This is a genomic window from Alcaligenes sp., from assembly GCF_050255915.1.
Taxonomy (GTDB): Bacteria; Pseudomonadota; Gammaproteobacteria; order Burkholderiales; family Burkholderiaceae_B; genus Alcaligenes; species Alcaligenes aquatilis.
The window spans coordinates 149,518-175,365 of the sequence record NZ_JBFWIQ010000001.1; the positions used below are offsets into that span (position 1 = coordinate 149,518).

Below are 25,848 nucleotides of genomic sequence, written 5' to 3' on the forward strand. Positions count from 1 at the left end.
AAGCGATCAACCTTGTTTTGGACCTAGTTTGATCGCTGGGGATTAGCCGTCTTCAAATGTGAACAGCAGGTGGAGCGAAGAAGGCCTTGCGATGACTGTAGTATCTGGCTGCCCTAGAGCGTAGTAAGTACAAGCAGTCGTAGGGAGGCAATCATCAGTCGTAGAGTGTCCAGGGGCGCCATAAAAAAACCGGCCTGCTACGGCCGGTTCTGTTTTTTAATCCACGCGCCCTTTGGCCTGGATCAGTTCAATCTTGTAGCCGTCCGGGTCTTCCACAAACGCAATCACGGTGGTGCCGTGCTTCATGGGACCGGCCTCGCGTACGACCTTGCCGCCGCGCGCCTTGATGTCCTCACAGGCCTTGTAGGCATCAGGCACTTCCAGGGCGATGTGGCCATAGCCATTACCCAGATCGTAGGAAGGGGTGTCCCAGTTGTGGGTCAGCTCCAGTACGGCGGCTTCGGACTCGTCCTGATAGCCCACAAAAGCCAGGGTGAAGCGGCCGTCCGGGTAGTCGGACTGGCGCAGCAATTTCATGCCCAGTACTTCGGTGTAAAAGGCCAAAGAACGGTCCAGATTGCCGACACGCAGCATGGTGTGCAGGATACGCATAAGGTAGAGCTCCTAGAGTTCAGCCTGCCTTAGGGCCTGTTGACATTAAAAGGAGGCCCCACACTGGCCGGTATTCAGGCAGCAGGCTAGGCGCACAGGCCGCCGCGTGGTGGTTCCACGCAAGGCATGGGCAACAACGTATGCTGTCTGAATACCGGCCAGCCCGAAAGGGTGAATATGCAAACGGGCGCCTGCCTGCGTTGCGAATGCTCGCCGTAGTCCCGCTACGGCTGTGCTTCGCGTCTTGCCATGCGCGTGTTTGCATATTCATGTGAGGCTCCTTTTAATGTCAACAGGCCCTAAAGCAGGGGCAGGGTGACTGGATCATATTGTCGTAACTGATTGCGCGCATTGACAAAATCAGGGTAGAGCGATTCGACTAAAGCCCAGAAACGTGGGCCGTGATTCATCTCTTGCAGATGCGCGACCTCGTGAGCGACGACGTAATCAATGATGGATGGGTGAAAGTGTATCAGGCGCCAGTTCAGCATGATCGTGCCGTCACTGTTGCAGGATCCCCAGCGTTTGGCGGGGGCGGCCAGACGCAGTTTTCTGGCGCTCAGGCCTGACAATTCCAGATAATGCGCCAGACGCTGCTCAAACCAGAGCCGGGCCTGTTTTTGCAGCCAGGCTTGGGTCAGCTCCTGAACGCGCTGGGCCTCGGCATCGACGGGTAAGGGCAGGGACAAGCGCTGGCCGTGTTGGGCTTGGCTGATCAGGCCTTCAAACTGAACTTGTTGAATCTGTGGGTTCAGGCTAAGGCGAATGGGTACGCCCATAAAGGGCAGGGTATCGCCATCAACCCATTGCAGGCTTTGCAAGGCCAATTGTTCGCGACGCTGTTGGTATTCGCGCAGCTTGCGCAGTATCCAGGCGCTTTTGCTGTGCAGGACTTGTTCGGCCTGGCTGAGCTTTACCCAGGAAGGCATGGCAACGGTCAGGCCACTGTCGTTAATGGTCAGACCCAGGGTGCGACGTCGAGAGCGTTTGAGTTGATAGCCAATGGTGTGGCCATCCAGTTCGACTTGTTGCCACTGAACGCCTTCGGGCAAGGTGTCAGGCCGGATGGTCAAGACCTGGTTGGGCGGCAAAGCAGAACCAGCGGGCGGCTTTTCTTGCCGCTGCGCCGGGTGGGGAAAGGCCGTGTCAGGAAACAGAGCCAGTTGCGGGGGGACCGTCATAGCGTTCCGGGTTCAAGACGCGCATTTCGGTTTCAATCCATGTCTGTACGCGTTGGTTGACTTCTTCAGGGCTCAGCCCGGTGGGATCAATGGGAGGCCCAAAAGAGATAGTAACCAAGCCCGGCGTCTTGATAAAGGCATTGCGACGCCAGCATTCGCCCGCATTGTGGGCGACGGGGATGACCGGTGTGCCGGTACGGGTGGCCAGCAAGGCTCCCCCCATTTTGTAGCGGCCTGTTGTGCCAGGGGCGGTGCGAGTCCCTTCCGGGAACAAGAGGGGCCAGCGGCCCTCGTCAATGCGCTGCTGCCCGACCTTGATGACTTGTTCAAAGGCATCCCGGCCTTTGGCGCGATCAATCGGGATCATGCGCAACAAGGCCAATCCCCAACCGAAGAAGGGGACTTTGTGTAGCTCGCGCTTGTAAACAAAACACACCTGTCGCGGCATGTAGGACGGAAAGAACAATGTTTCCCAGGCTGATTGGTGCTTAGACAGGATGATGGCCTTGCCATCGGGCAGGTTTTCCCAGCCCTTGGTCTGCCAGCGTATGCCCAAAATCGTGCGGGCACCCCAGACCGCCAGACGCGGCCAGCCGGTGGTTACGCGGTAGCGTATATCCAGTGGCAGCGGTGCCATCAGCAGGCTGACAAAGGCATAGGGGATGACGGTAATCAACAAAAAGAGTTGATAGAGTGAAGCGCGGATAATGCCCATATCAGTTTCCGTGGAGCCATTTGTCGACAACAGCGGCCAGATCGGCCTCGACGCGCGTGCCGTCGGGCAAGCCGCCTTTCTCTAGAGTACGCATGCCTTTGCCAGTCTGAACCAACCAGGGAGCACAACCGGCTTGGCTGGCCGCCTGCAGATCGCGCAAGGAATCGCCCACCGAGGGTACGGTTTTCAGGTTCACTTCATAGCGGTGTGCGATATCGTGAAACATGCCAGGGGCTGGTTTGCGACAGGTGCAGCCATCATCAGGGCCGTGCGGGCAAATAAAGATGGCGTCGATAAAACCACCCAGCAAGGCCAGTTCGCGGCGCATCTTGGCATGGATGGCGTTTAGCGTGGTCATGGAGAACAAACCACGCGCCAGACCGGACTGGTTGGTGGCAATGACCACCTTCCAGCCGTTTTCGGTCAGGCGTGCCAAGGCCTCCAGACTGCCTGGAATGGCTTCCCACTCTTGTGGGCTTTTGATAAAGGCATCGCTGTCATGGTTGATGACACCGTCCCGATCAATGATGGCAAGTTTCACTAGTTAGCTAGCCTGGAAAGATCAGCAACCTGGTTCATCAGTGCGTGCAGCTTGGCCAGCAAGGCCAGACGGTTGGCACGGACGGCTGGATCTTCTGCCATGACCATGACGTCCTGGAAGAAGGTATCCACAGCACCACGGGCCTGAGCCAGGGTGGCCAGGGACGCGTCAAACTCGCCGGCTTCAAATTGGGCCTGAGCAACAGGCTGCAATTGCTCAATCTTGGCAGCCAGCTCGCGCTCGGCAGGTTCGACCAGCAGTTTGTCGTCCAGCGTGGCCAGTTCACCTTCGGCTTTCTTGAGCAGATTGCTGACACGCTTGTTGGCGGCAGCCAGACTCTCGGCTTCAGGGCGTTGGGCGAAGGAGGCGCAAGCTTGGATACGGGCGTGAACCTGTTCCAGCGGTGGGCGCAGGGCCAGCACGGCATCTACCACGCTGCGCTCGTAATCGTTGCTGAGCTGGTTACGGTAGCGTTCGTAAATGAAGGTTTGAACCGCGTCTACCGTGTCAGCAGCCAGGGCACCGTCCTTGAAGAAGGATGCCGTGGTGTTCAGCAGCGTATCCAGATTCAGGCTATTGGCCTTCAACTGGGCACCGGCTTGTAGCTGTTCGTAGGCGCTGATCAGGCCCAGAGCCGCGCGGCGCAGGGCGTAGGGGTCGCGTTCACCTGTAGGAGCCAGACCAATGCCCCAGATACCGACCAGAACCTCGGCGCGCTCGGCCAGGAACAGAATGGCCTGGGTCAGGCTGGCTTCTGTGACTGGCTGGTCCAGACGGTGACGGTATTGCTCACGAATCGCCAGCACGATGTCCTCGGGCTCGCCATCGCCTTGGGCGTAGTAAGCACCCATCACACCTTGCAGTTCGGGGAATTCGCCCACCATATTGGAGTTCAAGTCCGCCTTGGCCAGAAGCGCGGCACGACGGGCGTGCTCTTCATTGGCACCCAACTGCTTGGCGATGTAGCCAGCGACGGACTGCAAGCGTTCGATACGGTCCAGTTGTGAACCCAGCTTGTTGTGGTACACGCTGCCAGCCAGTGTAGGAACACGCTCGGCCAGAGTCTGTTTGCGATCAGTTTCAAAGAAGAACTGGGCGTCCGCCAGACGGGGGCGAACCACGCGCTCGTTACCTTCAATGATGTTGCTGGGATCGTCCACCTTCATATTGCTGACGATCAAAAAGCGATTGGTCAGTTTTTGGGTGGCGGGGTCAAACAGTGGGAAATACTTTTGATTCAGACGCATGGTCAGAATCAGGCACTCGGAAGGCACTTGCAGGAATTGCTCGTCGAACTGGCCCACGTACACGGTGGGGTATTCGACCAGAGCGGTGACTTCGTTCAGCAACGCTTCCACTTCGGGATCGTCGCCCAAGGTGGAGTTCAGGCGTTTGGCTTCAGCTTCCAGGTCGGTGCGAATCTGTTCGCGGCGTGTCTCGAAGGACGGAACGACCCAGCCTTGTTCCTGGACTTGGGTGGCCCAGCTATCGGCATCACGGATGTCGAAGGGGGCATCGCACATGAAGCGGTGGCCGTGTGTTTGACGACCGGCTTGCAGACCCAGGGCGCTGACGGGAACGATGTCCGAACCCCACAGGGCGACCAGACCGTGGGCAGGGCGCACAAAGCGCACGCTGCTGACACCATCGGCCAACTGGTAGCGCATCACTTTAGGGATGGGCAGGTGGGTAATGGACCATTCCAGGGCTTCTTGCAGGCCGTCTTTCAGCGCCGCGCCGGTGGCTATGCCGCTGGCGTACAGGTAATCCTGCTTGCCATCGGATTCGCGCAGCAGGTCGCTGGCTTTCAGATGTTCCAGACCTTTGGCAGCCAGGCGTTTGGCCAGAGCCGGGGCGATCTCGCCGTTGGCATCCAGGCCAATATGGGCGGGCATCAGTTTTTCGGTGTAAGGCTGGTCTTCAGCTTGCTGGTAAGCAGCGCTGAACCAGGCAGCCAAGCGGCGTGGCGTCGCGTAGGCACGCACTTCACAGTTCGGTGCCAGCAGGGCTTGCTCGCCCAATACTTTTTGCAGACCTTCACTAAAGGCCTGACCTAGCTGTTGCAGCGCTTTGGGGGGCAGTTCTTCGGTGAACAGTTCAATCAGCAAAGGCTGTGTCGTGGAGGCGTTCATTACTTGGCCTCCGAGGATGTGTTGCTCAGCATGGGGAAACCTAGGCGTTCGCGGGAGTCGTAGTAAGCCTGTGCGACAGCGCGGGACAGATTGCGGATACGGCCAATATAGGCAGCGCGCTCAGTCACACTGATGGCGCCGCGTGCATCGAGCATATTGAAGGTATGGGCCGCTTTCAGCGTTTGCTCGTAAGCGGGCAGGGCCAGCGGCACGTCAATGATGCGCTTGGCTTCGGCTTCGTAGTCGTTGAAATGCGCAAACAGCACATCGGTGCTGGCGTGCTCGAAGTTGTAGGTGGATTGCTCGACTTCGTTCTGGTGGAACACGTCGCGGTAGTAAATGCGCTGGCCGTTGTGACCTTCGGTCCAGACCAGATCGTAGACGCTTTCTACGCCTTGCAAGTACATGGCCAGACGCTCCAGACCGTAGGTGATCTCGCCCGTGGTTGGCGTGCAATCCAGACCGCCTACTTGTTGGAAGTAGGTGAACTGGGTGACTTCCATACCATTGAGCCAGACTTCCCAGCCCAGACCCCAGGCGCCCAGTGTCGGGTTTTCCCAGTCGTCTTCAACAAAACGGATGTCGTGCGCTTTGGGGTTGATGCCCAAGGCTTCCAGCGAGCCGATATACAAGTCCAGAATGTTTTCAGGTGCGGGCTTGAGCACGACCTGAAACTGGTAATAGTGTTGCAGGCGGTTGGGGTTGTCCCCGTAGCGCCCGTCTTTGGGGCGGCGCGAAGGCTGCACATAGGCAGCGCGCCAGGGTTCGGGACCAATGGCCCGCAAAAAGGTTGCCGTATGAGAGGTTCCGGCACCGACTTCCATGTCGTAGGGCTGAAGCAGAGCGCATCCGTGCTTGTCCCAGTATTGCTGGAGCGTAAGTATGATTTGCTGAAAGGTGAGCATGAGCAATGGCCAGTAAAGCGAGAAGCTGCAAAATTTTTCTATTTTAGCGTGAACTGCGCCCTTGCAGCAGAAAAGCGCCCGCAATGGGCTATTTTGGCCGTCCGGGCCATGGGCAAGGCCGCTGTGTACCGGGCGGTCAAGTTGTTTTTAGACGTATCATATGCGTTTGTCCAAATACGGCTTATTTGCTGACCCGATCTTGAAACACAATCCCGGGCAGCAGTCTATAGGAGGCTAGGTCCATGAGTGAACTTGTCACGCTTGAACGTATCGGCAAGGTGTTGTTGATTACCTTGAACCGTCCCGAGGCACGCAATGCCATCAACCTGGAAACGGCGCAGGCGCTGGCTCAGGCTCTGGATGAGTTTGATGCCGACCCCAGCATTGCCGTAGGCGTGCTGACCGGCGCTAACAATACGTTCTGCGCCGGTATGGATCTGAAAGCCTTTGCCAAGACGGGGCAGCGCCCTTATGTAGGCGACCGCGGCTTTGCCGGTATTTGCGAGCGCCCGCCTGCCAAGCCATTGATTGCCGCTGTGGAAGGCTACTGCCTGGCCGGTGGTTTTGAAATTGCCTTGTCCTGCGACCTGATTGTTGCGGCCGACAGCGCCAACTTTGGTCTGCCTGAAGTGAAACGCGGCATCGTTCCTGGATCGGGCGGCATGGTGCGTTTGCCAAGCCGCGTTCCTTACCATATGGCCATGGAAATGGTGTTGACCGGCGGGATGTACCCCGCGGCCCGTATGGCAGAACTTGGGTTGGTCAGCCGTCTGGCCGAGCCAGGCAAAGCCACTGAGCAGGCCCTGGCACTGGCCGAGCAGATTGCTGCCAATGGTCCTTTGGCTGTGCAAACTGCCAAGAGCATTATTTCCCAGTCGCGCGACTGGCGTCAGTCGGATCTGTTTGATCTGCAACGCCCTCGTATCGCTGCCATCTTCACCTCTGCAGACGCCAAGGAAGGCGCGACGGCCTTCGCTGAAAAGCGCGAGCCTGTCTGGCAGGGCAAATAGTTTCCCCTTGTTTATTCCGTTTTTTATATAGACGCCACCATGACCACGATCAAAGAAGACGATCTGATTCAGTCCATCGCTGATGCGGTGCAGTTCATCAGTTACTACCATCCCACCGACTATCTGGAGCATCTGGCCCGCGCCTACGAGCGCGAACAGAACCCGGCGGCCAAAGATGCCATCGCCCAGATCCTGACCAACTCGCGCATGTGTGCCGAGGGCCACCGCCCCATCTGTCAGGACACCGGGGTGGTGAACGTATTCCTGAAAGTGGGCATGGGTGTGCGCTTTGATACCAAGCGCTCCTTGCAGGAGCTCTGTGACGAGGGGGTACGTCGCGGTTATCTGAATCCGGATAATCCGCTGCGGGCCTCCATCCTGAACGACCCCTTGTTCACGCGCAAGAACACGCGCGACAACACGCCCTGTATTGTGAATGTCGAACTGATCGCTGGGGATCAGGTCGACATTCAAGTGGCAGCCAAGGGTGGTGGTTCAGAAAACAAGAGCAAGTTCGTGATGCTCAACCCCAGCGATTCTCTGGTTGATTGGGTACTCAAGACCGTTCCTACGATGGGCGCTGGCTGGTGTCCTCCGGGCATGCTGGGTATTGGCGTTGGCGGCACAGCCGAAAAAGCCATGCTGATGGCCAAAGAAGCCCTGATGGAAGACATCGATATGTACGAGCTGCTGCAACGCGGCCCGCAAAGCAAGCTGGAAGAGCTGCGTATCGAGCTTTACGAGAAGGTCAATGCCTTGGGTATTGGCGCTCAAGGTCTGGGTGGTTTGACGACTGTGCTGGATGTGAAGATCAACACCTTCCCGACCCACGCCGCTTCCAAGCCTGTGGCCATGATCCCCAACTGTGCGGCAACCCGCCACGTGCATTTCTCGCTGGATGGCAATGGCCCAGCCGAGCTGGCACCTCCACCGCTGTCGGCCTGGCCTGACATTCACTGGGCACCGGACTACAACAAGTCCCGCCAGGTGAATCTGGATGAGCTGACCCCTGAAGAAGTGGCTTCCTGGACGCCAGGTCAGACCTTGCTGCTGTCGGGCAAGATGTTGACGGGCCGTGACGCCGCTCACAAGCGTATTCAGGACATGCTGGAAAAGGGCGAGTCCCTGCCAGTGGACTTCACCAACCGCGTGATTTACTACGTGGGCCCGGTTGATCCTGTGCGTGACGAAGCCGTGGGTCCAGCAGGCCCAACCACCGCCACTCGCATGGACAAGTTCACCGAGATGATGCTGGCCAAAACCGGCCTGATCTCCATGATCGGCAAGGCCGAGCGTGGCCCAACCGCGATTGAAGCCATTCGTGCTCACAAGTCGGCTTACCTGATGGCCGTGGGTGGTTCTGCGTACCTGGTATCCAAGGCCATTCGCAATGCGAAAGTGGTGGCTTTTGAAGACCTGGGCATGGAAGCCATTTACGAGTTCGAGGTTCAGGATATGCCTGTGACCGTAGCCGTGGATTCGCAAGGCGTGTCCGTGCACAACACTGGCCCGGCCGAGTGGCGCAAGCGTATTGCAGAGATCTCTTTGGTCGCTGTGTAAGACGTGAAGTGGGAAGCTTGGGCTTCCCGGCTTTGTCGATGAAAAACCCGCATGAGTGTTTCTGGTCTGCTTGTAAAAGCAGTGTCAGCACAACATTCAATGCGGGTTTTTTTTATGGCTGGCGTTTATGTGGCCTTTACTTGCTTGCCAGGACGTTTCGGCTTTTGGGACGGCTCATCATCGCCGCAAAAGCCAGGACCGTATATTTCTCGCCGCTCAAGAAGTCGCGTAAAACAGAATTCGATTTGTTGATCTGCCTGTCGCTAGAAGCAGATACTCCCAGGCCTGCTCTTTGCCGGGACTCTGGCTGCTTTGAGCATCACCCGTTCAGGACTTGATCAGCAAGCCGCGCAGCAACAAATCCAGTGCTGCCAGCCCCTTCACCAAGCGGGCATCGCCATCCTCTCCCTGGGCAATCCAGAATGCGGCTTCAGCCAGACTGCCGTAAATCAGGGAAGCCAGGGCGTGGGGATCGGCCTGTTCAATCCGGTCTTGATCCATCAGTGCCTGAATCAGGCTTTCCATGGAACCGACACAATATTGATGTGATTCGGGTGAGGCGCCACCCAGTACGGCTTTGGCATCACACAAGACAATGCGCTGCATTTCCGGCTCCAGTGCCATTTCCAGATAGGCATGGCAGCGGCGTACAAACCCGTCCCAGGCATCCTCGGCATTGTTTGAAATAGCCTGCAGGCGTTCATCCATTTCTGCATCGATCTGATCGACCACCGCCGCCAGCAAACCTTTTTTGTCGCCGAAGTGATGGTAGAGCGCGCCGCGTGTCAGACCTGCTTGGGCCGTCAATTCGTCCATGGATGTGTCGGCATAACCACGCTCTGCAAAGAAAGTGCGGGCGGTGGCCAGCAGGGTGGCGCGGGTTTCTTCCATCTCGGCGCGGGTACGGCGTGCCATAGTTTCTCCTTACATACGGACTGAATGTATATTTACATGCGCGGCGTATGTATATATCATTTTAAACATACGCCTTGTATGTATTGTCGACGCATCACCGTGTCGTGGCAAGCGGGCGTCCACGGAGAATGTAATGGCTCAGCCTTATCGAGAACTTTTTGCCGCGCCCGGCACACGGGGTTTTGCCCTGGCCGGGCTGCTGGCCCGGATTCCGCTGCCCATGATAGGGATAGGAATCATCACCATGCTGTCGCAATTGCGGGGCAGCTATGCCTTGGCGGGGGCGGTGTCCGCCACTTTTGTCCTGACCTATGCGCTGGTGTCGCCGCAGGTGTCCCGTTGGGTGGACCAGCGTGGGCAAAGTCGTGTCCTGCCGCTGGCAACAGCCATCAGTGTGCTGGGCCTGCTGCTCTTGTTGGGGGCGAGCTGGTGGCAAGCGCCTGATTGGATCTTGTTTGCAGGCGCGGTGCTGGCCGGTTTCATGCCCAGCATGTCGGCCATGGTACGTGCCCGCTGGACGGCGATTTATCGCGGCCAGGATCGCTTGCAAACGGCTTATTCGTTGGAAACCGTGCTGGATGAGGTCACCTTTATTGCCGGGCCGCCTTTGTCGGTGGGCTTGGCGGTTCTGGTGTTTCCGCAAGCGGGTGTGCTGGCTGCTGCGCTATTACTGATTGCGGGTGTGTTGGCTCTGCTGCTCCAAAAGGGGACTGAGCCACCGATTCAAGTGCAGGAGCAGGGCAGTCGCCCTTCGGTCCTGCGTCTGAATAGTGTGCGTCTATTGGCCCTGTTGATGGTCGCCATGGGGGTGATCGTGGGCACCGTGGATATTGTCAGCGTGGCTTTTGCCGAGCAGATGGGGCAGCCGGGGGCGGCCAGTCTGGTGCTATCGGCTTATGCCTTGGGTTCTTGCGTGGCGGGTCTGGTGTTTGGTGGTTTGAAGCTGAATATTCCTTTGCATCGTCTGCTTTTAGTAGGTGGTTTGGCTACCGCTGCCACGACCTTGCCTTTATGGCTGGTGGCCAGCGTGGCTCAGTTGGCAGGGGCGGTCTTGCTGGCTGGTCTGTTTTTCGCTCCCACCATGATTGTTGCCATGTCGCTGGTTGAGCGTGTGGTGCCGGAGCAGCAATTAACCGAGGGCATGACCTGGTTGCTGGCTGGTCTGAATATTGGTGTGGCCATGGGGGCTGCCGCTTCGGGACAGATGGTGGATCAGGGCGGAGCTAGTTCTGGTTTTATGGTCGCGCTCTATGCCGCTGCCTTGATCGTCTTGCTTGCCTTGTTCAGCCATCAACGTTTGCGCAAACCTGTAACGGCTCGTTCCTGCGCTGTTTAGCCTTCTTTCCTTGAATATTTAGCGATGAATACCCCTTCTCTATCCATGGCCGGGCAGCCCGGCAAGCGGCAGTCCTGGTTGGCGGTTGGCGCTGTTGGCTTGGCCACCTTTTCAGTGGTCACCACAGAAATGTTGCCCGTAGGTTTGTTGACCCCCATTGCAGACAGCTTGCAGACCTCTACGGGGACGGCTGGTTTGTTGATTTCCTTACCTGCCTTATTGGCCGCTTTGTTTGCGCCGCTGGTGGTGTTGGTTTCTGGTGGCGTGGATAGGCGACGCATCCTGTGCGGTTTGCTGGCCTTGTTGGTGGTGGCCAATATTGCGTCTGCCCTGGCTCCCAGCATTGTCTGGATGCTGGCTGCCCTTGTACTGGTCGGCTTTTGCATGGGAGGGATCTGGGCCATTGCGGGGGGGTTGGCCTCTCGTCTGGTTCCGGCTCAGTCTGTGGGGTTGGCAACCTCGATCATCTTCGGTGGGGTCGCCGCGGCTTCTGTATTGGGCGTGCCCTTAGGCGCCTTGATGGGCGATCTGCTTGGGTGGCGCTGGGCCTTTGGCGGCATGGCGCTACTGAGCGCTTCGGTGCTGATCTTCCATCTGGCCGTGATTCCTCCTCTGTCCGTGTCGTGCTCGACCACATGGCGTCAGTTCGTCGAGCAATTTGGCAATCGGCGGTTATGGTTTGGCTTGCTGCTGACCTTGATGCTGGTTGCGGGGCATTTCAGCGCGTTTACCTTTGTGCGTCCTCTTTTGCTGTCTGTTTCCGGCATAGGCTCTGAATGGATAGGGGGCTTGTTGTTCGCTTATGGTGTGGCCGGGATTGTGGGCAATTTCCTGATCGGGATTTCGGCGGCGCAACGCACTGAAGCCAGCTTGATGGCGATAGCGTTGGGTATAAGCATCACTGCTTTGCTTTTCTTGACAGTGGGTGGTTCACCGCTGAGTGGAGGTGTGATTTTGCTGCTTTGGGGCCTGGCCTATGGCGGGGTGTCGGTTGGGCTGATGAGCTGGATGATGAAGGCTGCAGCCAATGCTGTTGAGGTCGCCACTGCGTTGTACGTGGCTGTCTTCAATATCGGCATAGCGCTTGGCTCCTGGCTGGGTGGGCAGTTTGTGGACGCCTATGGCTTGAGTGCAAATCTGGGGCTGGCTGGCCTGGCCTCTTTTGTTGTGTTTTTGCTGCTGTTCGGAATAATTTTGCGACATAAAAGCTGTGCGAAAAAACAGGGCCCAGACTGATTTTCCCGGTCCAGCAAGGGCGCAAGCGCGGGTTATTGCTTATTGGTGACTTGGAGCAGCACTGCGACGATGTTTGTCAGAACTCCTTGAAATATTCTGTACATTGTTATGTTGTACGGTATAGGGATGCTTTCTGGCTGACCTCCCCTTATGGGCACACAATGTCGGTATGGGTGGTCTTAATTAAGGGCCTTGTATGACGCAACTTCAGCGCTCCACAACTATTCCGCAGCTCAACCCCACTATTTGGAACACTCTTGAGCTCGTGCGCTTACGCCAAACTCCCTGGCACAAGAAACAAGCCGTTTTTGAACAATTACAGTCGCTGGGATTAGTCCAAGCCATCCCGCAAACGACGCAAACGCCTTCCCCTTTTCCCGCTCCTTTGATTGCCATGTTGACCGAAGAAGGGCGGCAACTGCTGGAAGCCCGATCCAATCATCAGGACGCGCTGATCAAGCTCTTGGACGCCTAGCGCGCAAAAAAAACGTTAATAGGCCGGTGTCGATGACAGCGGCCTGTACAGCGTTTGCAGGGAGTCTTTCTTGCTCGCTCCAAGGAGCTGGCCGGGGTGTAGTCACCCCTTATTTCAGTCACTAGCAGCCTTGTCACGCATTGATGACGCAAAAAGGTGGCAAGTTGATCCTGCGTGCAATTAGTCCAGGCGCCAGATGCCCTGGTCTTTCACCGAGTCCAGCAGGGTGCTTATGTGGCCTTGGGCCAGTTCAAGTTCAGGAGCCAGATCGGCCAGTGGAACCAGCACAAAGGCACGCTCGTGCATGCGGGGATGTGGCACGATCAACCGTTCCGTATTGATCTGCTCTTGCCCGTAAAGCAGCAAGTCCAGATCCAGGGTACGGGGTGCATTACGGTACAGGCGTGTGCGGCCGTGCTCGTGCTCGATGGCTTGCAGAAGATCCAACAAGGCCTCGGGCGCCAGGGTGCAGGTGAAGCGGACGACAGTATTGACGTAATCCGGGCCACTGGAATCGACGGGAGCCGTGCTGTAGAAATGGGCCAGCGTCAGATCCTGGATGCCAGCAGTAGCGGCCAGTTCAGCCGCTGCTGTTTCCAGAGTTTGCCGTGCCTCACCCAGATTTGCGCCCATAGCCACAAAAACGGTGGTGTTGCCTGGGATCACGACTCGTTTGCGCCTGCTGAGTTGCTGCGCTTGGCATTGGAGCGGCGACGACGTGTGCGGCGCTGACCACTGCGCGAGCCAGTGGCGGCGGTGCCAGCAGGTTTGCGCACGGCGATCATGGCGCTGCGCTCTTCATCGCCCGCATCAGCCAGATCCATCCACCATTGTGCCTGTACGCTATCGATCTCTTTGGCTTCGGCGCGTAGTTGTAAAAAGTCCACAGCGGCACGGAAACGAGGTTGTTCCGTCATGCGCCAGATGGCGCGATTGGCGATGCGTTCAAAACGGGGCTGCATGAACCAGATTTCGCGCATATCCGACTGGAAGCGCTTTTGAATCGGCATGATGCGGCTTTGTTTTTCCAGGATGAGGTCGGCGGCTTCCAGCAAGGCTTGCTGGGGATGCATGTCCTGAGCGCTGCGTCGGTCCCACTCCTGCTTGACCAGCTTCCAGAGCAGGCAGGCATAGATAAAGCTGGGGCTGACCGATTTACCGGCGCGAACGCGGGTATCGGTACGGGCCAGGGCCATATCCAGAAATTCCGAGCCACCGGGCAGGCGCTGCACCGGCTCCACCATGGGCAAGAGCTTGCTGTGCAGGCCCAAGGCTTGCAGGCGCTGGATGCAATCCATGGCGTGGCCGCAGTTCAGCAGCTTGAGGGTTTCGTCAGCCAGGCGGGACTCGGGCACGTTCTCGATCAGGCGCGACAAGGAACGAATCGGCGCGTCGGTCGTGGGTTCGATAGTGGCATCCAGCTTGGAAGCGAAGCGCACGGCGCGTAGCATGCGGACCGGGTCTTCACGATAGCGGGTTTGCGCATCACCAATAATACGTACCTGACGGTCTTTCAGATCGGCCACCCCGTTGTGGTAGTCGATGACGGTTTCGGTCAGAGGATCGTAGTAAAGCGCGTTCAGCGTGAAATCACGGCGGGCAGCATCGTCTTCGATGGTGCCGTACTCGTTGTCTCGCAGGATCCGGCCATGTTCGTCGGTCTGCTTGCCGCTATCGTCAGCCCGGAAGGTCGAGGTTTCGATAATTTCCTGGCCAAACACCACGTGAACCAGGCGGAAGCGGCGGCCAATAATGCGGGCGCGACGGAACAGGGGGCGGATTTGCTCGGGCGTGGCGTTGGTGGCCACGTCAAAGTCCTTGGGTTCCAGGCCCACCAGCAAATCGCGCACCGCGCCGCCCACGACATAGGCTTGATAGCCTTCGTGGTTCAGCACTTCGCACACTTTGATGGCATGACGTGAGACCAGACGCCGGTCTATGCCATGTTCTTCACGTGTGTAGCGGCGCGGCCCTTTGGGACGCGCGCTTTTGGCTGGTTTGAGCAGCCGGTCGACAAATGTTTTTATTGTTCGCTTGAGCATGCGTCTGATTTTACGATTTGCTGTCCATCATGTCAGCGAACAAATCGATGACGAGCCAATTACGTTCGGTCGCCACGGCGCGCAGCTTGTCGCTGGGGTTGGTCGCCACAGGGTCGGTCACCACTTCCATCAGGGGCAGATCATTGGGCGAATCGCTGTAGAACCAGCTGCGCTCGAAGTCAGCCAGAGATTTGCCCATGGTTTGGAGCCATTGCTCCACACGGGTAATCTTGCCAGCCTGAAAGCTGGGCACACCGCTGATCTTGCCGGTGTAGCGGCCATCTTTCATTTCAGGGGTAGTGGCGATCAAGTGGTCTACGTCCAGTGCAGCGGCAATGGGACGCGTCACAAATTCGTTGGTGGCCGTCACAATCGCTACCAGATGGCCCTGGTCCTGATGCTGGGCCAGCAGCTCGCGGGCAGCGGGGCTGATCGAGGGCAGGATCACGGCCTGCATGAATTCGTCTTGCCAGGCCAGCAACTCTTCCTGGCTGGCGTTGGTGAGCAGGCCCAACATGAATTCGGCCGATTCTTCGGCCGTCAATAATCCCTGGTTATAGCGTTCCATCAGGTCTTCATTCAGACGGATGGCTTCGGCGGGGTCACCGACGCGGCCAGTACGGGCCAGGAAGTCAGCCCACTGGTAATCGCTATCTAAAGGAAGCAGAGTGTGGTCCAGATCAAACAGGGCAATAAAAGAAGAAGCAGTCATGACTCAACTAGAAGATTGGGTCTGGCTGTTGGCCAGAAGTTCTTTGAGCAGGGGTAAAGTGATGGGGCGTTTCTTTACCAGTGAATAGTTGTCCAGCGCATCGATCAGTGCGCTCAAGCGGTTCATATCGCGATCGTAGTGAGTCAGTATCCAACTGAGCACTTCCGCTTGCAGTTGCAGCCCACGGGCAGCGGCCCGCTGTTGCATGGCTTCGGCCCGGTGGGCGTCCGAGAGGTATTCCAGTCTGAATACCAGGTCCCAGCCCAGTCGTGTTCGCAAGTCCTCGCGTACTGACATGGTTTTGGGTGCCCGGTCGCCGGAGACCAGCAGCGTGAAGGCGTCGGGCCGGGTGGCCGACTCGCGCCAGCGATTGTACAGTGCAAATACGGCAGCCTGTCCGTGCTTGTCAAAACGTTCGATATCGTCGATGGCCAAGAGGCTGGGAGGGGCTTTGTCATCCGTGGCGATGTCAAAGATGGGCTGGGAGGGAGTATCTGAACTAAAATAGCGGCTGTCGTCTTGACTGGCCATCGCCCGCAGCAGATGTGTTCGACCTGCGCCGGGCGGTCCCCACAGGTAAACCGCGCGTCCTGGACTGCACTGACGCAGAGCCTGCAACGCAGCCTGATTCGCTCCGGCAACAAAGTTGTCCAAAGAGGCAGGCGGTGCTGGAGATATATCCAGAATCAGTTGCTCGGTCATGTGTCGTACAATTTCGTCCAACTCGCAATTTTCACATATCCCACGGCTTTTCCCATGAAAAACACTACTTCTGTTTCCTTGACCTACCGCGATGCAGGCGTGGATATCGACGCGGGCGATGCCCTGGTCGATCGTATTAAACCACTGGCTGCCAAAACCATGCGTGCAGGCGTCATGGCTGGAATCGGAGGCTTTGGCGCTTTGTTTGAAGTGCCTACCCACCTTAAAGAGCCCGTTCTGGTGTCCGGCACCGACGGTGTTGGTACCAAACTACGCCTGGCATTTGACTGGCAGCGCCACGACACTGTGGGTATAGACCTGGTGGCCATGAGTGTCAACGACATTCTAGTCCAGGGCGCAGAACCCTTGTACTTTCTGGATTATTTTGCCTGCGGCAAGCTGTCGGTCGATACGGCGGCTCAAGTGGTGGGTGGCATTGCCAAAGGTTGTGAACTGTCCGCTTGCGCCCTGATTGGTGGCGAAACGGCAGAGATGCCCGGCATGTACCCCGAAGGCGAATACGACCTGGCCGGTTTTGCGGTGGGTGCGGTGGAAAAATCGCGCATTATCGACGGCAAGTCCATTGTCCCCGGTGACGTGGTTCTGGGCCTGGCTTCCAGCGGTGCTCACTCCAATGGTTACTCTTTGATTCGCAAGATTCTCAAGCACGCCAATGCCAAGCCTACCGACGAGCTGGATGGCCGTCCTTTGGCTGACGTGGTCATGGAGCCCACCCGCATTTACGTGAAATCCGTGCTGGCCGCCTTGGCTGCCCACGGTGCAGACATCAAGGGCCTGGCTCACATCACGGGCGGCGGCTTGCTGGAGAACGTGCCACGCATTCTGCAAAAGCACCTGACTGCCCGCCTGAAGCGCGATTCCTGGACCATGCCTGCCTTGTTCCAGTGGTTGCAAAGCAACGGTAACGTGGCCGACGAAGAAATGTACCGCGTGTTCAACTGTGGTATTGGCATGATCATCATCGTTCCTGCAGACAAGGCAGAGGCCATCAGCGCCACCTTGTCCGAGCAAGGCGAAACCGTCTACCAACTGGGCGAAATCCTGGAACGTCAGGAAGGTCAGGCGCAGACTGAAGTGGTCTGAAACCCTCGGATCTTTCCGTGAATAGAAAAGCCAGCTCAATGAGCTGGCTTTTTTTATTTCTGCGTCTGCTCCCGAAGCCCGCTGTATTAGCGCATCGAATCTGGTGTATTTGATTTTCAAATAAGGTTTATATGAAAGTAATTATGCTGTTTTTCGAGCTAATCCGAATTTAAGTATTACTCGTACATTCCATAATGTTCCCCGGCCAGCAAGGCTCCTACAGTAGCGGCAAGAGCATAGAAATATTAGCTGAAATGTTAGAAGCAATTTCTGAGGGGAAGAAAAATGGAGCATAGCGATTTATCCTTGAAAGACCCGCATCCATCCTTGCATAACGAGGATCTGGCGCCTTTGCCGCGACAAAAACGCTTGTGGGGCTGGTTCGAGATTTTCAACGTCTGGTCCAACGATATTCAAAGTCTGTTTGGCTATACCCTGGCCGCCACCTTGTTTATTTCTTATGGGCTCAATGGCTGGGCCGTGTTTGCCGGTATCTTGCTGGCCGGTTTTATTGTGATGGGCCTGGTGAACCTGAGCGGTAAACCCAGCGTGTTGTATGGCGTTCCCTATCCTGTGATCGCCCGTATCAGCATGGGGGTGAAGGGCGCCAAGTTTCCTGCCCTGGTACGCGGGATTGTGGCTATCTTCTGGTACGGCGTGCAGACCTACTTTGCCTCTACCGCCTTGGCTTTGTTGTTCAATGCCTTGCTCGGCCACCCCGGAGGTGCTCTGTTCCTGGGGCTGGATTGGGTGGGCTGGTTGTCTTACATCGTGGTCTGTGTCTTGCAACTGGGTATTTTTCTGATGGGCATGAAGTGGATTACGCGCTTCCTGAATTGGGCAGGTCCCTTGGTGTACCTGGTGATGTTCGCGCTGCTGGCGGTGATTTGGTACAAGGCAGGCAGCGGTCTGCTTGATAAAGTAGGCGAGATTTTTGCCGGTAAGGGCACTTATGAAGGCGGCCCCTTGATGGCCTTTGGTGCGGTGGTGGGGACCATGGTGGCGTACTTTGCCGCTGTCGTGATCAATTACGGTGACTTCTCGCGTTTTGTGAAAGACGAGCGCAGCATGCGTATCGGTAACTTCATGGGCTTGCCCGTCAGTCTAGCCGTGTTCTCCTTCCTGGCCTTGTTCATTACCGCTGGTACGGCTGTGCTGTTTGGTGAAACCTTGACCAACCCCACCGATATTGTGGATCGTGTCGATAGCCTGGTTCTGACGGTCATTGCGGCTTTGACCTTCTTTGCCGCCACCGTCGGTATCAACCTGGTGGCGAACTTCATTCCGCCTGCTTTTGACCTGGCCAATCTGAAGCCCGAGCTGATCTCCGCAAAGATGGGCGGCATTCTGACTGCTGTCATTGCTTTCTTTATCGGTGCTCTGTGGCTGCCGCTGATCAGCGCCATCGGGATTACCGGCTTTGTGGATACCTTGGGCGCCTTGCTGGCTCCCTTGTACGGCATCATGATTGTGGACTTTTACTTGATTCGCAGACAGCGGGTGGTGGTGTCGGATCTGTTCTCCCTGAAAGAAAGTGGTACTTACTACTTTCAGAATGGCTGGAACAAGCGCGCCATGACCGCCTTTTTCCTGGCAGCCGTGTTCTCGGTGGCGACGGTGTGGGTACCCGCACTGGCGAATATGGCCGGTTATGGTTGGTTGATTGGTGCCTTGTTGGGCGGTGCGTTCCAGTACCTGGCGATGCGCACTCAAATCCAGCCCAAGCTGAACGGCGCTTCGGTGTAAAAACGGAGTTTGGATAAAAAAAGCGGTCTTTTTGAACAGTCCCTGGCAGTTGGATACTATCCGGCTGCCAGGGACTGTTCGTAAAAACGAGGCTGTTATCTGAGTATCAAGCTGGCCAGATCTGGCGCGTCGCTTGCACAATCTGCTCGGCAGCTTGCGGGTTCTGGCAGTTGAATTGCAGACGCTCGGGTTCGGATCGCAGCCAGGTCAATTGGCGTTTGGCCAGTTGGCGAGTCGCGGCAATCGCCTGTTCAATGGCCAGGTCCAGGCTGACTTCGCCGTCCAGATATGACCACAGTTGCCGATAGCCCACACAGCGAATAGAGGGCAGGCCGGGATGCAAGTCAGGGCGCTGATAAAGCTTCTCCACTTCCTGCAGCAGCCCTTGTTTGATCATGTCTTGATAGCGAACCGCAATACGTTTATGCAGCCAGGATCGGTCTTCCGGTTCCAGGCTCAGGGTGACGTACCGATGGCTGCCTTCTTGAGGCTGGGCCTTGTCCTTGAGCCAGTCGCTCATGGTCTTGCCGCTGATATGGAAAATCTCCAGCGCACGCTGGATGCGCTGGCTATCGCGTGGAGCCAATCGGGCGGCTGTTACCGGGTCGATGCGGGTCAGTTCCGCGTGCATGCCGGGCCAGCCAATTTCCTGGGCGCGTTCATCCAGTTGCTGGCGAATGGCAGGGTCGGCCTGTGGCAAGTCGTTCAAGCCCTCACGCAAGGCTTTGTAATACAGCATGGTGCCGCCACATAGGACGGGATAATGCCCGCGTGCCTGAATCTCCTGAATCAGTCGGGTGGCATCGGTGGCGAATTCCGCCGCCGAATAACTTTCAACTGGGTCGCGAATATCCAGCAAGTGGTGGGGAATGGCCGCTTGTTCTTCGGCGCTGGGCTTGGCGGTGCCAATATCCATGTCACGATAAATCGTGGCCGAGTCCATCACAATCACTTCAATTGGCCAGTGTTGCGCCAAGGTGTGCGTGCTTGCGCTTTTGCCGCTGGCTGTCGGGCCGGCCAGGCACAGAATGGGTAAATCGTTCATTGTCCACGCATAAAAAGTTTGTCCAGCTCGCTGAGCTTCCATTGGAACCAGGTGGGGCGGCCGTGATTGCACAAGTCGGCCCGATCAGTTTGTTCCATCTTGCGAAGCAAAGCGTTCATCTCGGGAATGCTCAGGCGGCGATTGGCACGTACCGCACCATGGCAGGCCATGGTCGAGAGCAGTTCGTTGCGCTGTTCATCCAGATGGCGTGACGAGCCTACCTGGGCCAGGTCGCGCAGCACGGCACGGGCCAGGGATTCGATATCGCCTTGCGCCAGGAGGGCAGGGACGGCGCGCACGGCCATCGTGGTGGGGCCTGCCGGGCTCATGCTCAGACCCAGCTCGGCCAGGGTCTCCTGATGCTCATCCAGTAAAGCGATATCGCTTTCCGAGCAGCCAAAGACCACGGGGACCAGCAAGTCTTGGCGAGGTAGCTCACGACCATCCAGCGCCTGCTTTAACTGTTCGTAGACCACACGTTCGTGGGCGGCGTGCATGTCCACCAGAATCATGCCTTGACGGGTTTCCGACAGAATGTAGATACCGTGCAATTGGCCCAGCGCCATGCCCAAGGGAAATTCGTCGGTCGCGCTATCCGTGTCGCTTTGATAGTCGGTGACGGGGGTGTTGCTGGAAACAGGCTCAATCGGGCGGTACATGCTTTTCCAGTCCACATTGCCGCCGCCAGATGGCTCGCGCAGGCTGAAACTGGATTGCCAGCCTTGGCGAGCCGGATGGCTATATGGCATGGCGGGTTCGCCGCTGGTATAGGAGCCGCCTGCTGCGCCAGGAACGGGGGAAGGGTAGGGTGTATCTGGCGCTTGGGGCTGGGTGGCACCTTCAGGCAAAGGCATGGCGGCAATAGGCGTTTCACCGGCCATACTGCCTTGCGCCAAGGTTTGTCCTACGGATTGCAGCACAAAGCGGTACACGGCACCACTGTCACGGAAGCGGACTTCGTGCTTGGCCGGGTGTACGTTTACATCCAGTGTGGAGGGGGCAATGTCCAGAAACAGGGCATAGGCGGGTTGGCGATCCCCATGCAGCACATCGGCATACGCACTGCGTATGGCATGAGACACAGTACGATCGCGCACAAAGCGGCCATTCACAAACAGGAACTGCTTGTCTCCACTTGGGCGAGCGTGGGCAGGGTGAATCACCAGACCACGCAAGCTGATCAGGCCTTGTTCCTGGGCGACGGGCAGGCTTTGCTCAATAAACTCTTTGCCCAAGATATCCAGCAGGCGCTGCTCTAGCGTGCCACTGCGCCAGTGGCGCTGGGGTTTGTCATTGTGAAACAGGCGAAAAGCGATTTGTGGCTGTGCCAGGGCAATGCGCTCCAGCGCAGTCACGCAATGGCCGTACTCCGTGCCTTCCGTACGCAGAAACTTGCGACGGGCGGGGATCTCGTCAAAGAGCTGGCGTACATCCACATGCGTGCCGATCTGCCCAGAGGCCGGTTGAGGTTCACTTTGGCCTAGCGAGTACTCCCAGGCGTGTGGGTCGTCCTGGGTGCGCGAATTGATTGTCAGACGGGCGACCGAGGCAATCGAGGGCAGGGCCTCACCCCGAAAGCCCATGGACGCCACAGACTCCAACTCTTCGAGCGAGCGAATCTTGCTGGTGGCATGTTGCAGCAGCGCCAAGGGCAATTCTTCTTGCGTGATGCCGTGACCATCGTCGCTGACAGAGATGCGGCGGATACCGCCGCCGTCCAGACGAATTTCGATGGCACTGGCACCGGCGTCAATGGCGTTTTCCAGCAGTTCCTTCAGGACAGATGCCGGGCGCTCGATAACCTCACCGGCTGCAATTTGGCTTACAAGCAAGTCAGGGAGTGGGATAATACGGCGTCTTGATGACATAGGGCGGCTGGCCTTGTGTGTATTCAGGGTTGAACCATACACGTTCAACGGGTTTCAAACGGTAGCGGCTTATTTTAACCGCTTGATCTATGGTGTCGGTCTGGTCAGTATTGGGCTGGCTGGATTGTTATTTTGGCGTGGAACTATGCCCGATTTACTCAGCATGATCCTTCATATTGACCAATACCTGGGGGTGTGGGTCGAGCAGTATGGGGCCTGGATTTATCTTGTTCTGTTCTTGATTATATTTGGCGAGACCGGGCTTGTGGTTCTGCCTTTCCTGCCGGGCGACTCTTTGCTGTTTATTGCCGGAGCCTTCGGTGCCTCGGGCATGCTGGACCCGGTGATGCTCGGTGGCCTGCTGATCGTGGCGGCTGTGCTGGGCAATACCGTGAACTATCACGTGGGGCGGTATATAGGCCCGAAAGTCTTTACCCAGGAATCCCGATTCCTGGATCGCCGTGCGCTGGTCAAAACCCATGCTTTCTATGAAAAGCATGGTGGCAAGACCATCGTCATTTCCCGCTTCCTGCCTCTGTTCCGTACCTTCGCGCCTTTTGTGGCGGGAGTGGGGCACATGAATGCCTGGCGCTTTCAGATGTACAACATGACAGGCGCGGTTTTATGGATTTGCAGCTTGATTACGCTGGGCTACTTTTTTGGCAATGTGCCTTTCATCAAGGCGCATTTGAATACCATCGTGCTGATTGGTATTGCGGCTGCTGCGGTGCCTGTTGTAGCTGGGGCCTTGTGGAAGATCTTCAAACGTAAAAGCAAGGGTGATGCCGCTTTATAGGCTGTCGAGTCCGCTGCCTGATACGACTGGGCCGTGCGAAAACGGGACGCTAAGGCGTCCCGTTTTTCATCATGCCTTTGCTGGCGATGCTGGCGCTTCGCTAAACCGCCCCAGGCCAACGGTGGTCAAACGATTGTCACGACGCAGTAGCCAAAGCGCTTCTATGCCCATGCGTTGTGCCAAGGCCATGCCATCGCTGCCGCTGACCAGCAAGGCGGTGGCCCAGGCATCGGCCCGCATGCAGTCTGGCGCCAGAACAGTTACGGACGCGATATCGTTGCGCACAGGTGCGCGATGCCTGCTATCCATGGTGTGTGCGACTCGGATATCACCGAGCTGTAAAAAGCGCCGATAATCGCCCGAGGTGGCGATGGACAGATTATCCAGTTCAACCACGCTGTGAGTGGAGCGCCGTCCATCCTGGGGGTATTCGACCGCTACCGCCCAAGGCTGGCCTTGACACTGGCTGTTCAGGGCGCGAAGTTCTCCGTCCAGGGCCAGCAAGGCGTGATCAAGGCCGTGCTGACGCAGCACCAGGGCCATACGGTCTACCGCATAGCCTTTGGCGATCCCGCACAGGTCTAGCTGTAGGGGAGCGTGTTTAATGGCGCGGCCGGCGGCCATATCCAGTTCCAGTGTTTCGTAAGCGGGGGTAGAACCTGCTTGAGCGGCACGACGGATGGCGGCAGCATCGGGCTCATGTCGGGCGGGGCCAAAACCCCAGGCATCTACCAGGTCCCCCAGGCCAGGGTCAAAAGCGCCCTGGCTGCGACGATTGATCTCCAGGGCATAGGCTAACACCTCAAGTATTTCTGGGGGCAGGTCCAGCCATGTACCGGGAGGGGTCCGGTTGAGCCGATTTAGCTCGCTGTCGGGCAGCCACGGGGACATTTGCCGATCCACTTGGTGAACGGCCTCTGCCAGCGCTTGTTGCAGGTCTGCTACCTCCACGGCATCGGTCGTTTCCACAAGGGCGGACCAGCGCGTGCCCATGGTTGGGCCGTTCAGTGTCAGGCGTCGAACGTCAGAAGAGGTCTTCGGCATAGCGCCCGTTCTCCTTGAGCCAGGCCAGGTTCTTGCCCATATCCATCAGAATAGTGTCCAGTTCTTGTCTGATTGCCTGAGCCATGGGGCGGCTGCCACAAACACGCACAAGCGCGCCTTTTTCCAGAAGGGTGCGGATCTGTTGGGCGTCACGCTGTACGGCGTTCTGTACATAACCGCCACCATCAGGCATTCGGGAGAAGCTTGTGTGCAATTGGTGTAGATGGCCTTGGGTCTGCCAGTCTTTGAGCTCCTTCTCAAAATAATAATCCTGTTTGGAATCACGAGTACCGTAATACAGGTACATGGGACGATGTCGCCTATTGTCGCGAATGAAACCGGCCAACGGAGCCACCCCGGTGCCCGCGCCAATCAACACCACCGGGCTTCGGGAGCCGGTCAGCGTGAAGCCGGGGTTGGGCCGGATGAAGGCTTGAATCTGATCTCCGATCTGCAGGCGATGCAAATACGGAGAGCAAACACCACCGCTTGTGTATCGCACACAGATTTCCACGAACCCATCCTGTTTGCCTGAGGCCAGTGAGTAGTAGCGTGGGACTGACTGTTCGCCGGGAGGAAGAACGCCCAGCAGGTCTCCGGCTGCGAAGCGGGGCACTGGCTGGTCGGGCAGCGCAAAGCGCAGGATGACGGCGGGCTGACCCGTAGCACCGGGAAAGTCCTGGCGTGACAGCAGTGTCAGGGTTGCCATGCGCGGCAAACGAGGCTGGTAGGCAAGCGGCACAGCTTGCCCCAGCGCGTCAGAAAGGCTTCGTCCCCAGCGAGCAAACTCCTGGGGAGATTGCTGATGAATACGCTCTAGCGCCAGCAAAGGTTTCCATCCCCGCTCCCGCAAGGCGTGCTCGAGCGTGTTGGCAAATCCGCAAAAGTCAGGAAACTGTCTATCCCCAAACCCTAAAACCGCGACTTGAGCGTCAGTGGGCGGCTGGCTGGCGATCTGTTTGAGTGCTTTTTGTGCGTGGGCGGGCGGCTGGCCTTCACCGTAAGTGGCGGCCAGGATATATACCTGGCGGGCCGTTGGTGGTACTCGCCAGTTCTCCAGCGTGGTGGTATGTACCTGACGACCCATGGCTTTGAGTGCGTCGTGCAGCGCTTGCGCAAACCCCCAGGTACTGCCGCCCTCACTGGCGACAAAAATCAGACTGTCGGCCTGGGCCAGTGGGCTATTGCCTTTAAGCGTGGGACGGCTGCGGCGCACTTGCCACCACATTAGGATACCTGTGTACCAGAACAAGGGTATGCACGCTGCCGATAGGCCAAGAAAAATGGCCCACAGCCAGGCTCCATCTCCGGTATGCAAGAGCAAGATCCAGTCGTAGAGGCGTTGTGCCAGGGTCGACGGCTCCCAGGCCAAGGTCTGACCTTGGTACTGGTCCGCCCAGCCTTGGCCCTGAACAGTGAGAACGCGCCAAGTGTCTTGAGGGTCCTCATGTGTTGGTAGATTGAGCCGTTGCAGATCCTGCACACGTAAAGTCTGCAACAGGTCGATCTGGCCCGGTGGAAGCGGCGGCTGTCCGGTGGCTTGCGAGCTCACTTCGGGCTCCGTGCTCGGACTTAGCGTGATCAGCTCGAACGTGCTGGCGCTCATGTAAAGGGCCGTGGCTGAGGACAGGGCCAGGATCAATAAAATGACCCTGCCGCTCAGTACATGCAGGCGTTGGGGGAGGGTGCCACGCACGGGCCCGGTAAGTCCCCGCCAGCCACCCATTCGACGCAGCAGCAACACCAGTCCGGACACAGACAGGGTCAACATGGCCAGAGCAACCATGGCTGCTGTAATGCGTCCTGGGTCGTCCATCAAGAAAGTGCGATGCAGGTTTTTGACCCAACGCGGCAGCAGGGAGGCCTGGTAGTCTCCCAGGATTTTGCCGTCTGCCGGGTCCACACGTATGGCCCGGGCTTGTCCGTTCTCAAACGCATAGACCACGAAGATGCCTGATGGCAGATGACGAATTTCTTCTGCGCCAGGGACAGTGCTCTTTACGCGCTCCACCAGTGTGGCAAGCGGCAGGTCGGACTCGGTGGGAGCGGCCTGCAGGGCGTTGCGCAAGGGCTCAAGTGCCAACATCGTGCCTGTGATGGCCAGTACCAGCGCGAGGGTGCCTGCTACCAGTCCCAGCCATCGATGGACGAATCGCCAGATCATGTAGGTT

The 25,848-nt window shown here is 57.6% G+C and carries 23 protein-coding genes; 8 read left to right on the forward strand and 15 right to left on the reverse strand.

The genetic code is table 11. The features are described 5' to 3' along the window. Positions 1-216: 216 nt before the first annotated feature. From gloA to glyQ, 6 genes are all read right to left on the reverse strand, one after another. Positions 217-612, reverse strand: coding sequence for a lactoylglutathione lyase (gene gloA, locus AB7E06_RS00660; protein ID WP_003803488.1), 396 nt, complete (start codon positions 610-612; stop codon positions 217-219). A 299-nt stretch (positions 613-911) separates the two neighbouring features. Then, positions 912-1,793, reverse strand: coding sequence for a M48 family metallopeptidase (locus AB7E06_RS00665; protein WP_125277026.1), 882 nt, complete (start codon positions 1,791-1,793; stop codon positions 912-914). Further along, complete coding sequence (locus tag AB7E06_RS00670; RefSeq protein WP_094195779.1) at positions 1,759-2,508, reverse strand: lysophospholipid acyltransferase family protein; 750 nt, start codon at positions 2,506-2,508, stop codon at positions 1,759-1,761. The genes AB7E06_RS00665 and AB7E06_RS00670 overlap by 35 nt, the downstream gene beginning before the upstream one ends. Before the next feature lies 1 nt (position 2,509). Further along, on the reverse strand, positions 2,510-3,049 hold the full coding sequence (gene gmhB / locus AB7E06_RS00675) for a D-glycero-beta-D-manno-heptose 1,7-bisphosphate 7-phosphatase (RefSeq protein ID WP_094195780.1): 540 nt from the start codon (positions 3,047-3,049) through the stop codon (positions 2,510-2,512). Next, complete coding sequence (gene glyS, locus AB7E06_RS00680) at positions 3,049-5,181, reverse strand: glycine--tRNA ligase subunit beta (protein ID WP_125277025.1); 2,133 nt, start codon at positions 5,179-5,181, stop codon at positions 3,049-3,051. Before glyS ends, gmhB begins: the two co-directional genes overlap by 1 nt. Continuing rightward, positions 5,181-6,086, reverse strand: coding sequence for a glycine--tRNA ligase subunit alpha (gene glyQ, locus AB7E06_RS00685; protein WP_094195782.1), 906 nt, complete (start codon positions 6,084-6,086; stop codon positions 5,181-5,183). Before glyQ ends, glyS begins: the two co-directional genes overlap by 1 nt. A gap of 242 nt (positions 6,087-6,328) precedes the next feature. Here glyQ and AB7E06_RS00690 point away from each other — a divergent pair, with 242 nt between their 5' ends. Further along, positions 6,329-7,096 (forward strand): crotonase/enoyl-CoA hydratase family protein, encoded by a 768-nt coding sequence (locus tag AB7E06_RS00690; protein WP_094195784.1) that lies wholly within the window; start codon positions 6,329-6,331, stop codon positions 7,094-7,096. Between the two features lie 39 nt (positions 7,097-7,135). After that, the gene (locus AB7E06_RS00695) at positions 7,136-8,656 is read left to right on the forward strand and encodes a fumarate hydratase (RefSeq protein WP_042483647.1); all 1,521 of its coding nucleotides are present in this window, start codon (positions 7,136-7,138) and stop codon (positions 8,654-8,656) included. A 327-nt stretch (positions 8,657-8,983) separates the two neighbouring features. Here AB7E06_RS00695 and AB7E06_RS00700 read toward each other — a convergent pair whose 3' ends face one another. Next, entirely contained in the window at positions 8,984-9,571 is a 588-nt protein-coding gene (locus AB7E06_RS00700; protein ID WP_125277024.1) for a TetR/AcrR family transcriptional regulator, read from the reverse strand. A 133-nt stretch (positions 9,572-9,704) separates the two neighbouring features. Here AB7E06_RS00700 and AB7E06_RS00705 point away from each other — a divergent pair, with 133 nt between their 5' ends. From AB7E06_RS00705 to AB7E06_RS00715, 3 genes are all read left to right on the forward strand, one after another. Beyond that, positions 9,705-10,907: an MFS transporter gene (locus AB7E06_RS00705; RefSeq protein WP_264672467.1), complete on the forward strand. Its 1,203-nt coding sequence runs from the start codon at positions 9,705-9,707 to the stop codon at positions 10,905-10,907. Between the two features lie 24 nt (positions 10,908-10,931). After that, positions 10,932-12,143 carry an MFS transporter gene (locus tag AB7E06_RS00710; RefSeq protein ID WP_427954702.1) on the forward strand — a complete coding sequence of 404 codons (1,212 nt, stop codon included), beginning with the start codon at positions 10,932-10,934 and terminating at the stop codon, positions 12,141-12,143. A 196-nt stretch (positions 12,144-12,339) separates the two neighbouring features. After that, positions 12,340-12,618, forward strand: a complete 279-nt coding sequence (locus tag AB7E06_RS00715; RefSeq protein ID WP_230019077.1) for a hypothetical protein — start codon at positions 12,340-12,342, stop codon at positions 12,616-12,618. Between the two features lie 180 nt (positions 12,619-12,798). Here AB7E06_RS00715 and folK read toward each other — a convergent pair whose 3' ends face one another. From folK to hda, 4 genes are read right to left on the reverse strand one after another with little or no spacing between them, the layout of a single operon-like run. Then, positions 12,799-13,251 (reverse strand): 2-amino-4-hydroxy-6-hydroxymethyldihydropteridine diphosphokinase, encoded by a 453-nt coding sequence (gene folK, locus AB7E06_RS00720; RefSeq protein WP_230019187.1) that lies wholly within the window; start codon positions 13,249-13,251, stop codon positions 12,799-12,801. Between the two features lie 29 nt (positions 13,252-13,280). Then, positions 13,281-14,660, reverse strand: a complete 1,380-nt coding sequence (gene pcnB / locus AB7E06_RS00725; protein ID WP_108728017.1) for a polynucleotide adenylyltransferase PcnB — start codon at positions 14,658-14,660, stop codon at positions 13,281-13,283. A gap of 10 nt (positions 14,661-14,670) precedes the next feature. Then, positions 14,671-15,372: an HAD family hydrolase gene (locus tag AB7E06_RS00730; protein ID WP_094195789.1), complete on the reverse strand. Its 702-nt coding sequence runs from the start codon at positions 15,370-15,372 to the stop codon at positions 14,671-14,673. Positions 15,373-15,375: 3 nt separating this feature from the next. Beyond that, on the reverse strand, positions 15,376-16,074 hold the full coding sequence (hda, locus tag AB7E06_RS00735; protein ID WP_094195790.1) for a DnaA regulatory inactivator Hda: 699 nt from the start codon (positions 16,072-16,074) through the stop codon (positions 15,376-15,378). 54 nt (positions 16,075-16,128) lie between these two features. On the opposite strand from hda, the gene purM reads away from it, so the two are divergent. Continuing rightward, positions 16,129-17,178, forward strand: coding sequence for a phosphoribosylformylglycinamidine cyclo-ligase (purM, locus tag AB7E06_RS00740; RefSeq protein WP_094195791.1), 1,050 nt, complete (start codon positions 16,129-16,131; stop codon positions 17,176-17,178). A gap of 285 nt (positions 17,179-17,463) precedes the next feature. Continuing rightward, a complete protein-coding gene (locus tag AB7E06_RS00745) occupies positions 17,464-18,924 on the forward strand; it encodes an NCS1 family nucleobase:cation symporter-1 (RefSeq protein WP_427954706.1) in 1,461 nt (486 codons plus the stop codon). Positions 18,925-19,030: 106 nt separating this feature from the next. On the opposite strand, the gene miaA is transcribed toward AB7E06_RS00745, so the two are convergent. After that, positions 19,031-19,969, reverse strand: a complete 939-nt coding sequence (gene miaA / locus AB7E06_RS00750) for a tRNA (adenosine(37)-N6)-dimethylallyltransferase MiaA (protein WP_427954708.1) — start codon at positions 19,967-19,969, stop codon at positions 19,031-19,033. Then, on the reverse strand, positions 19,966-21,837 hold the full coding sequence (gene mutL, locus AB7E06_RS00755) for a DNA mismatch repair endonuclease MutL (RefSeq protein ID WP_427954710.1): 1,872 nt from the start codon (positions 21,835-21,837) through the stop codon (positions 19,966-19,968). The genes miaA and mutL overlap by 4 nt, the downstream gene beginning before the upstream one ends. Before the next feature lie 145 nt (positions 21,838-21,982). Here mutL and AB7E06_RS00760 point away from each other — a divergent pair, with 145 nt between their 5' ends. Continuing rightward, positions 21,983-22,633, forward strand: a complete 651-nt coding sequence (locus AB7E06_RS00760; protein ID WP_094195794.1) for a VTT domain-containing protein — start codon at positions 21,983-21,985, stop codon at positions 22,631-22,633. Between the two features lie 69 nt (positions 22,634-22,702). Here AB7E06_RS00760 and AB7E06_RS00765 read toward each other — a convergent pair whose 3' ends face one another. Both AB7E06_RS00765 and AB7E06_RS00770 read right to left on the reverse strand, forming a co-directional pair. Then, the gene (locus AB7E06_RS00765) at positions 22,703-23,677 is read right to left on the reverse strand and encodes an FAD:protein FMN transferase (RefSeq protein ID WP_230019081.1); all 975 of its coding nucleotides are present in this window, start codon (positions 23,675-23,677) and stop codon (positions 22,703-22,705) included. After that, positions 23,658-25,841 (reverse strand): PepSY domain-containing protein, encoded by a 2,184-nt coding sequence (locus tag AB7E06_RS00770; RefSeq protein WP_427954713.1) that lies wholly within the window; start codon positions 25,839-25,841, stop codon positions 23,658-23,660. Before AB7E06_RS00770 ends, AB7E06_RS00765 begins: the two co-directional genes overlap by 20 nt. Between the last annotated feature and the right edge of the window lie 7 nt (positions 25,842-25,848).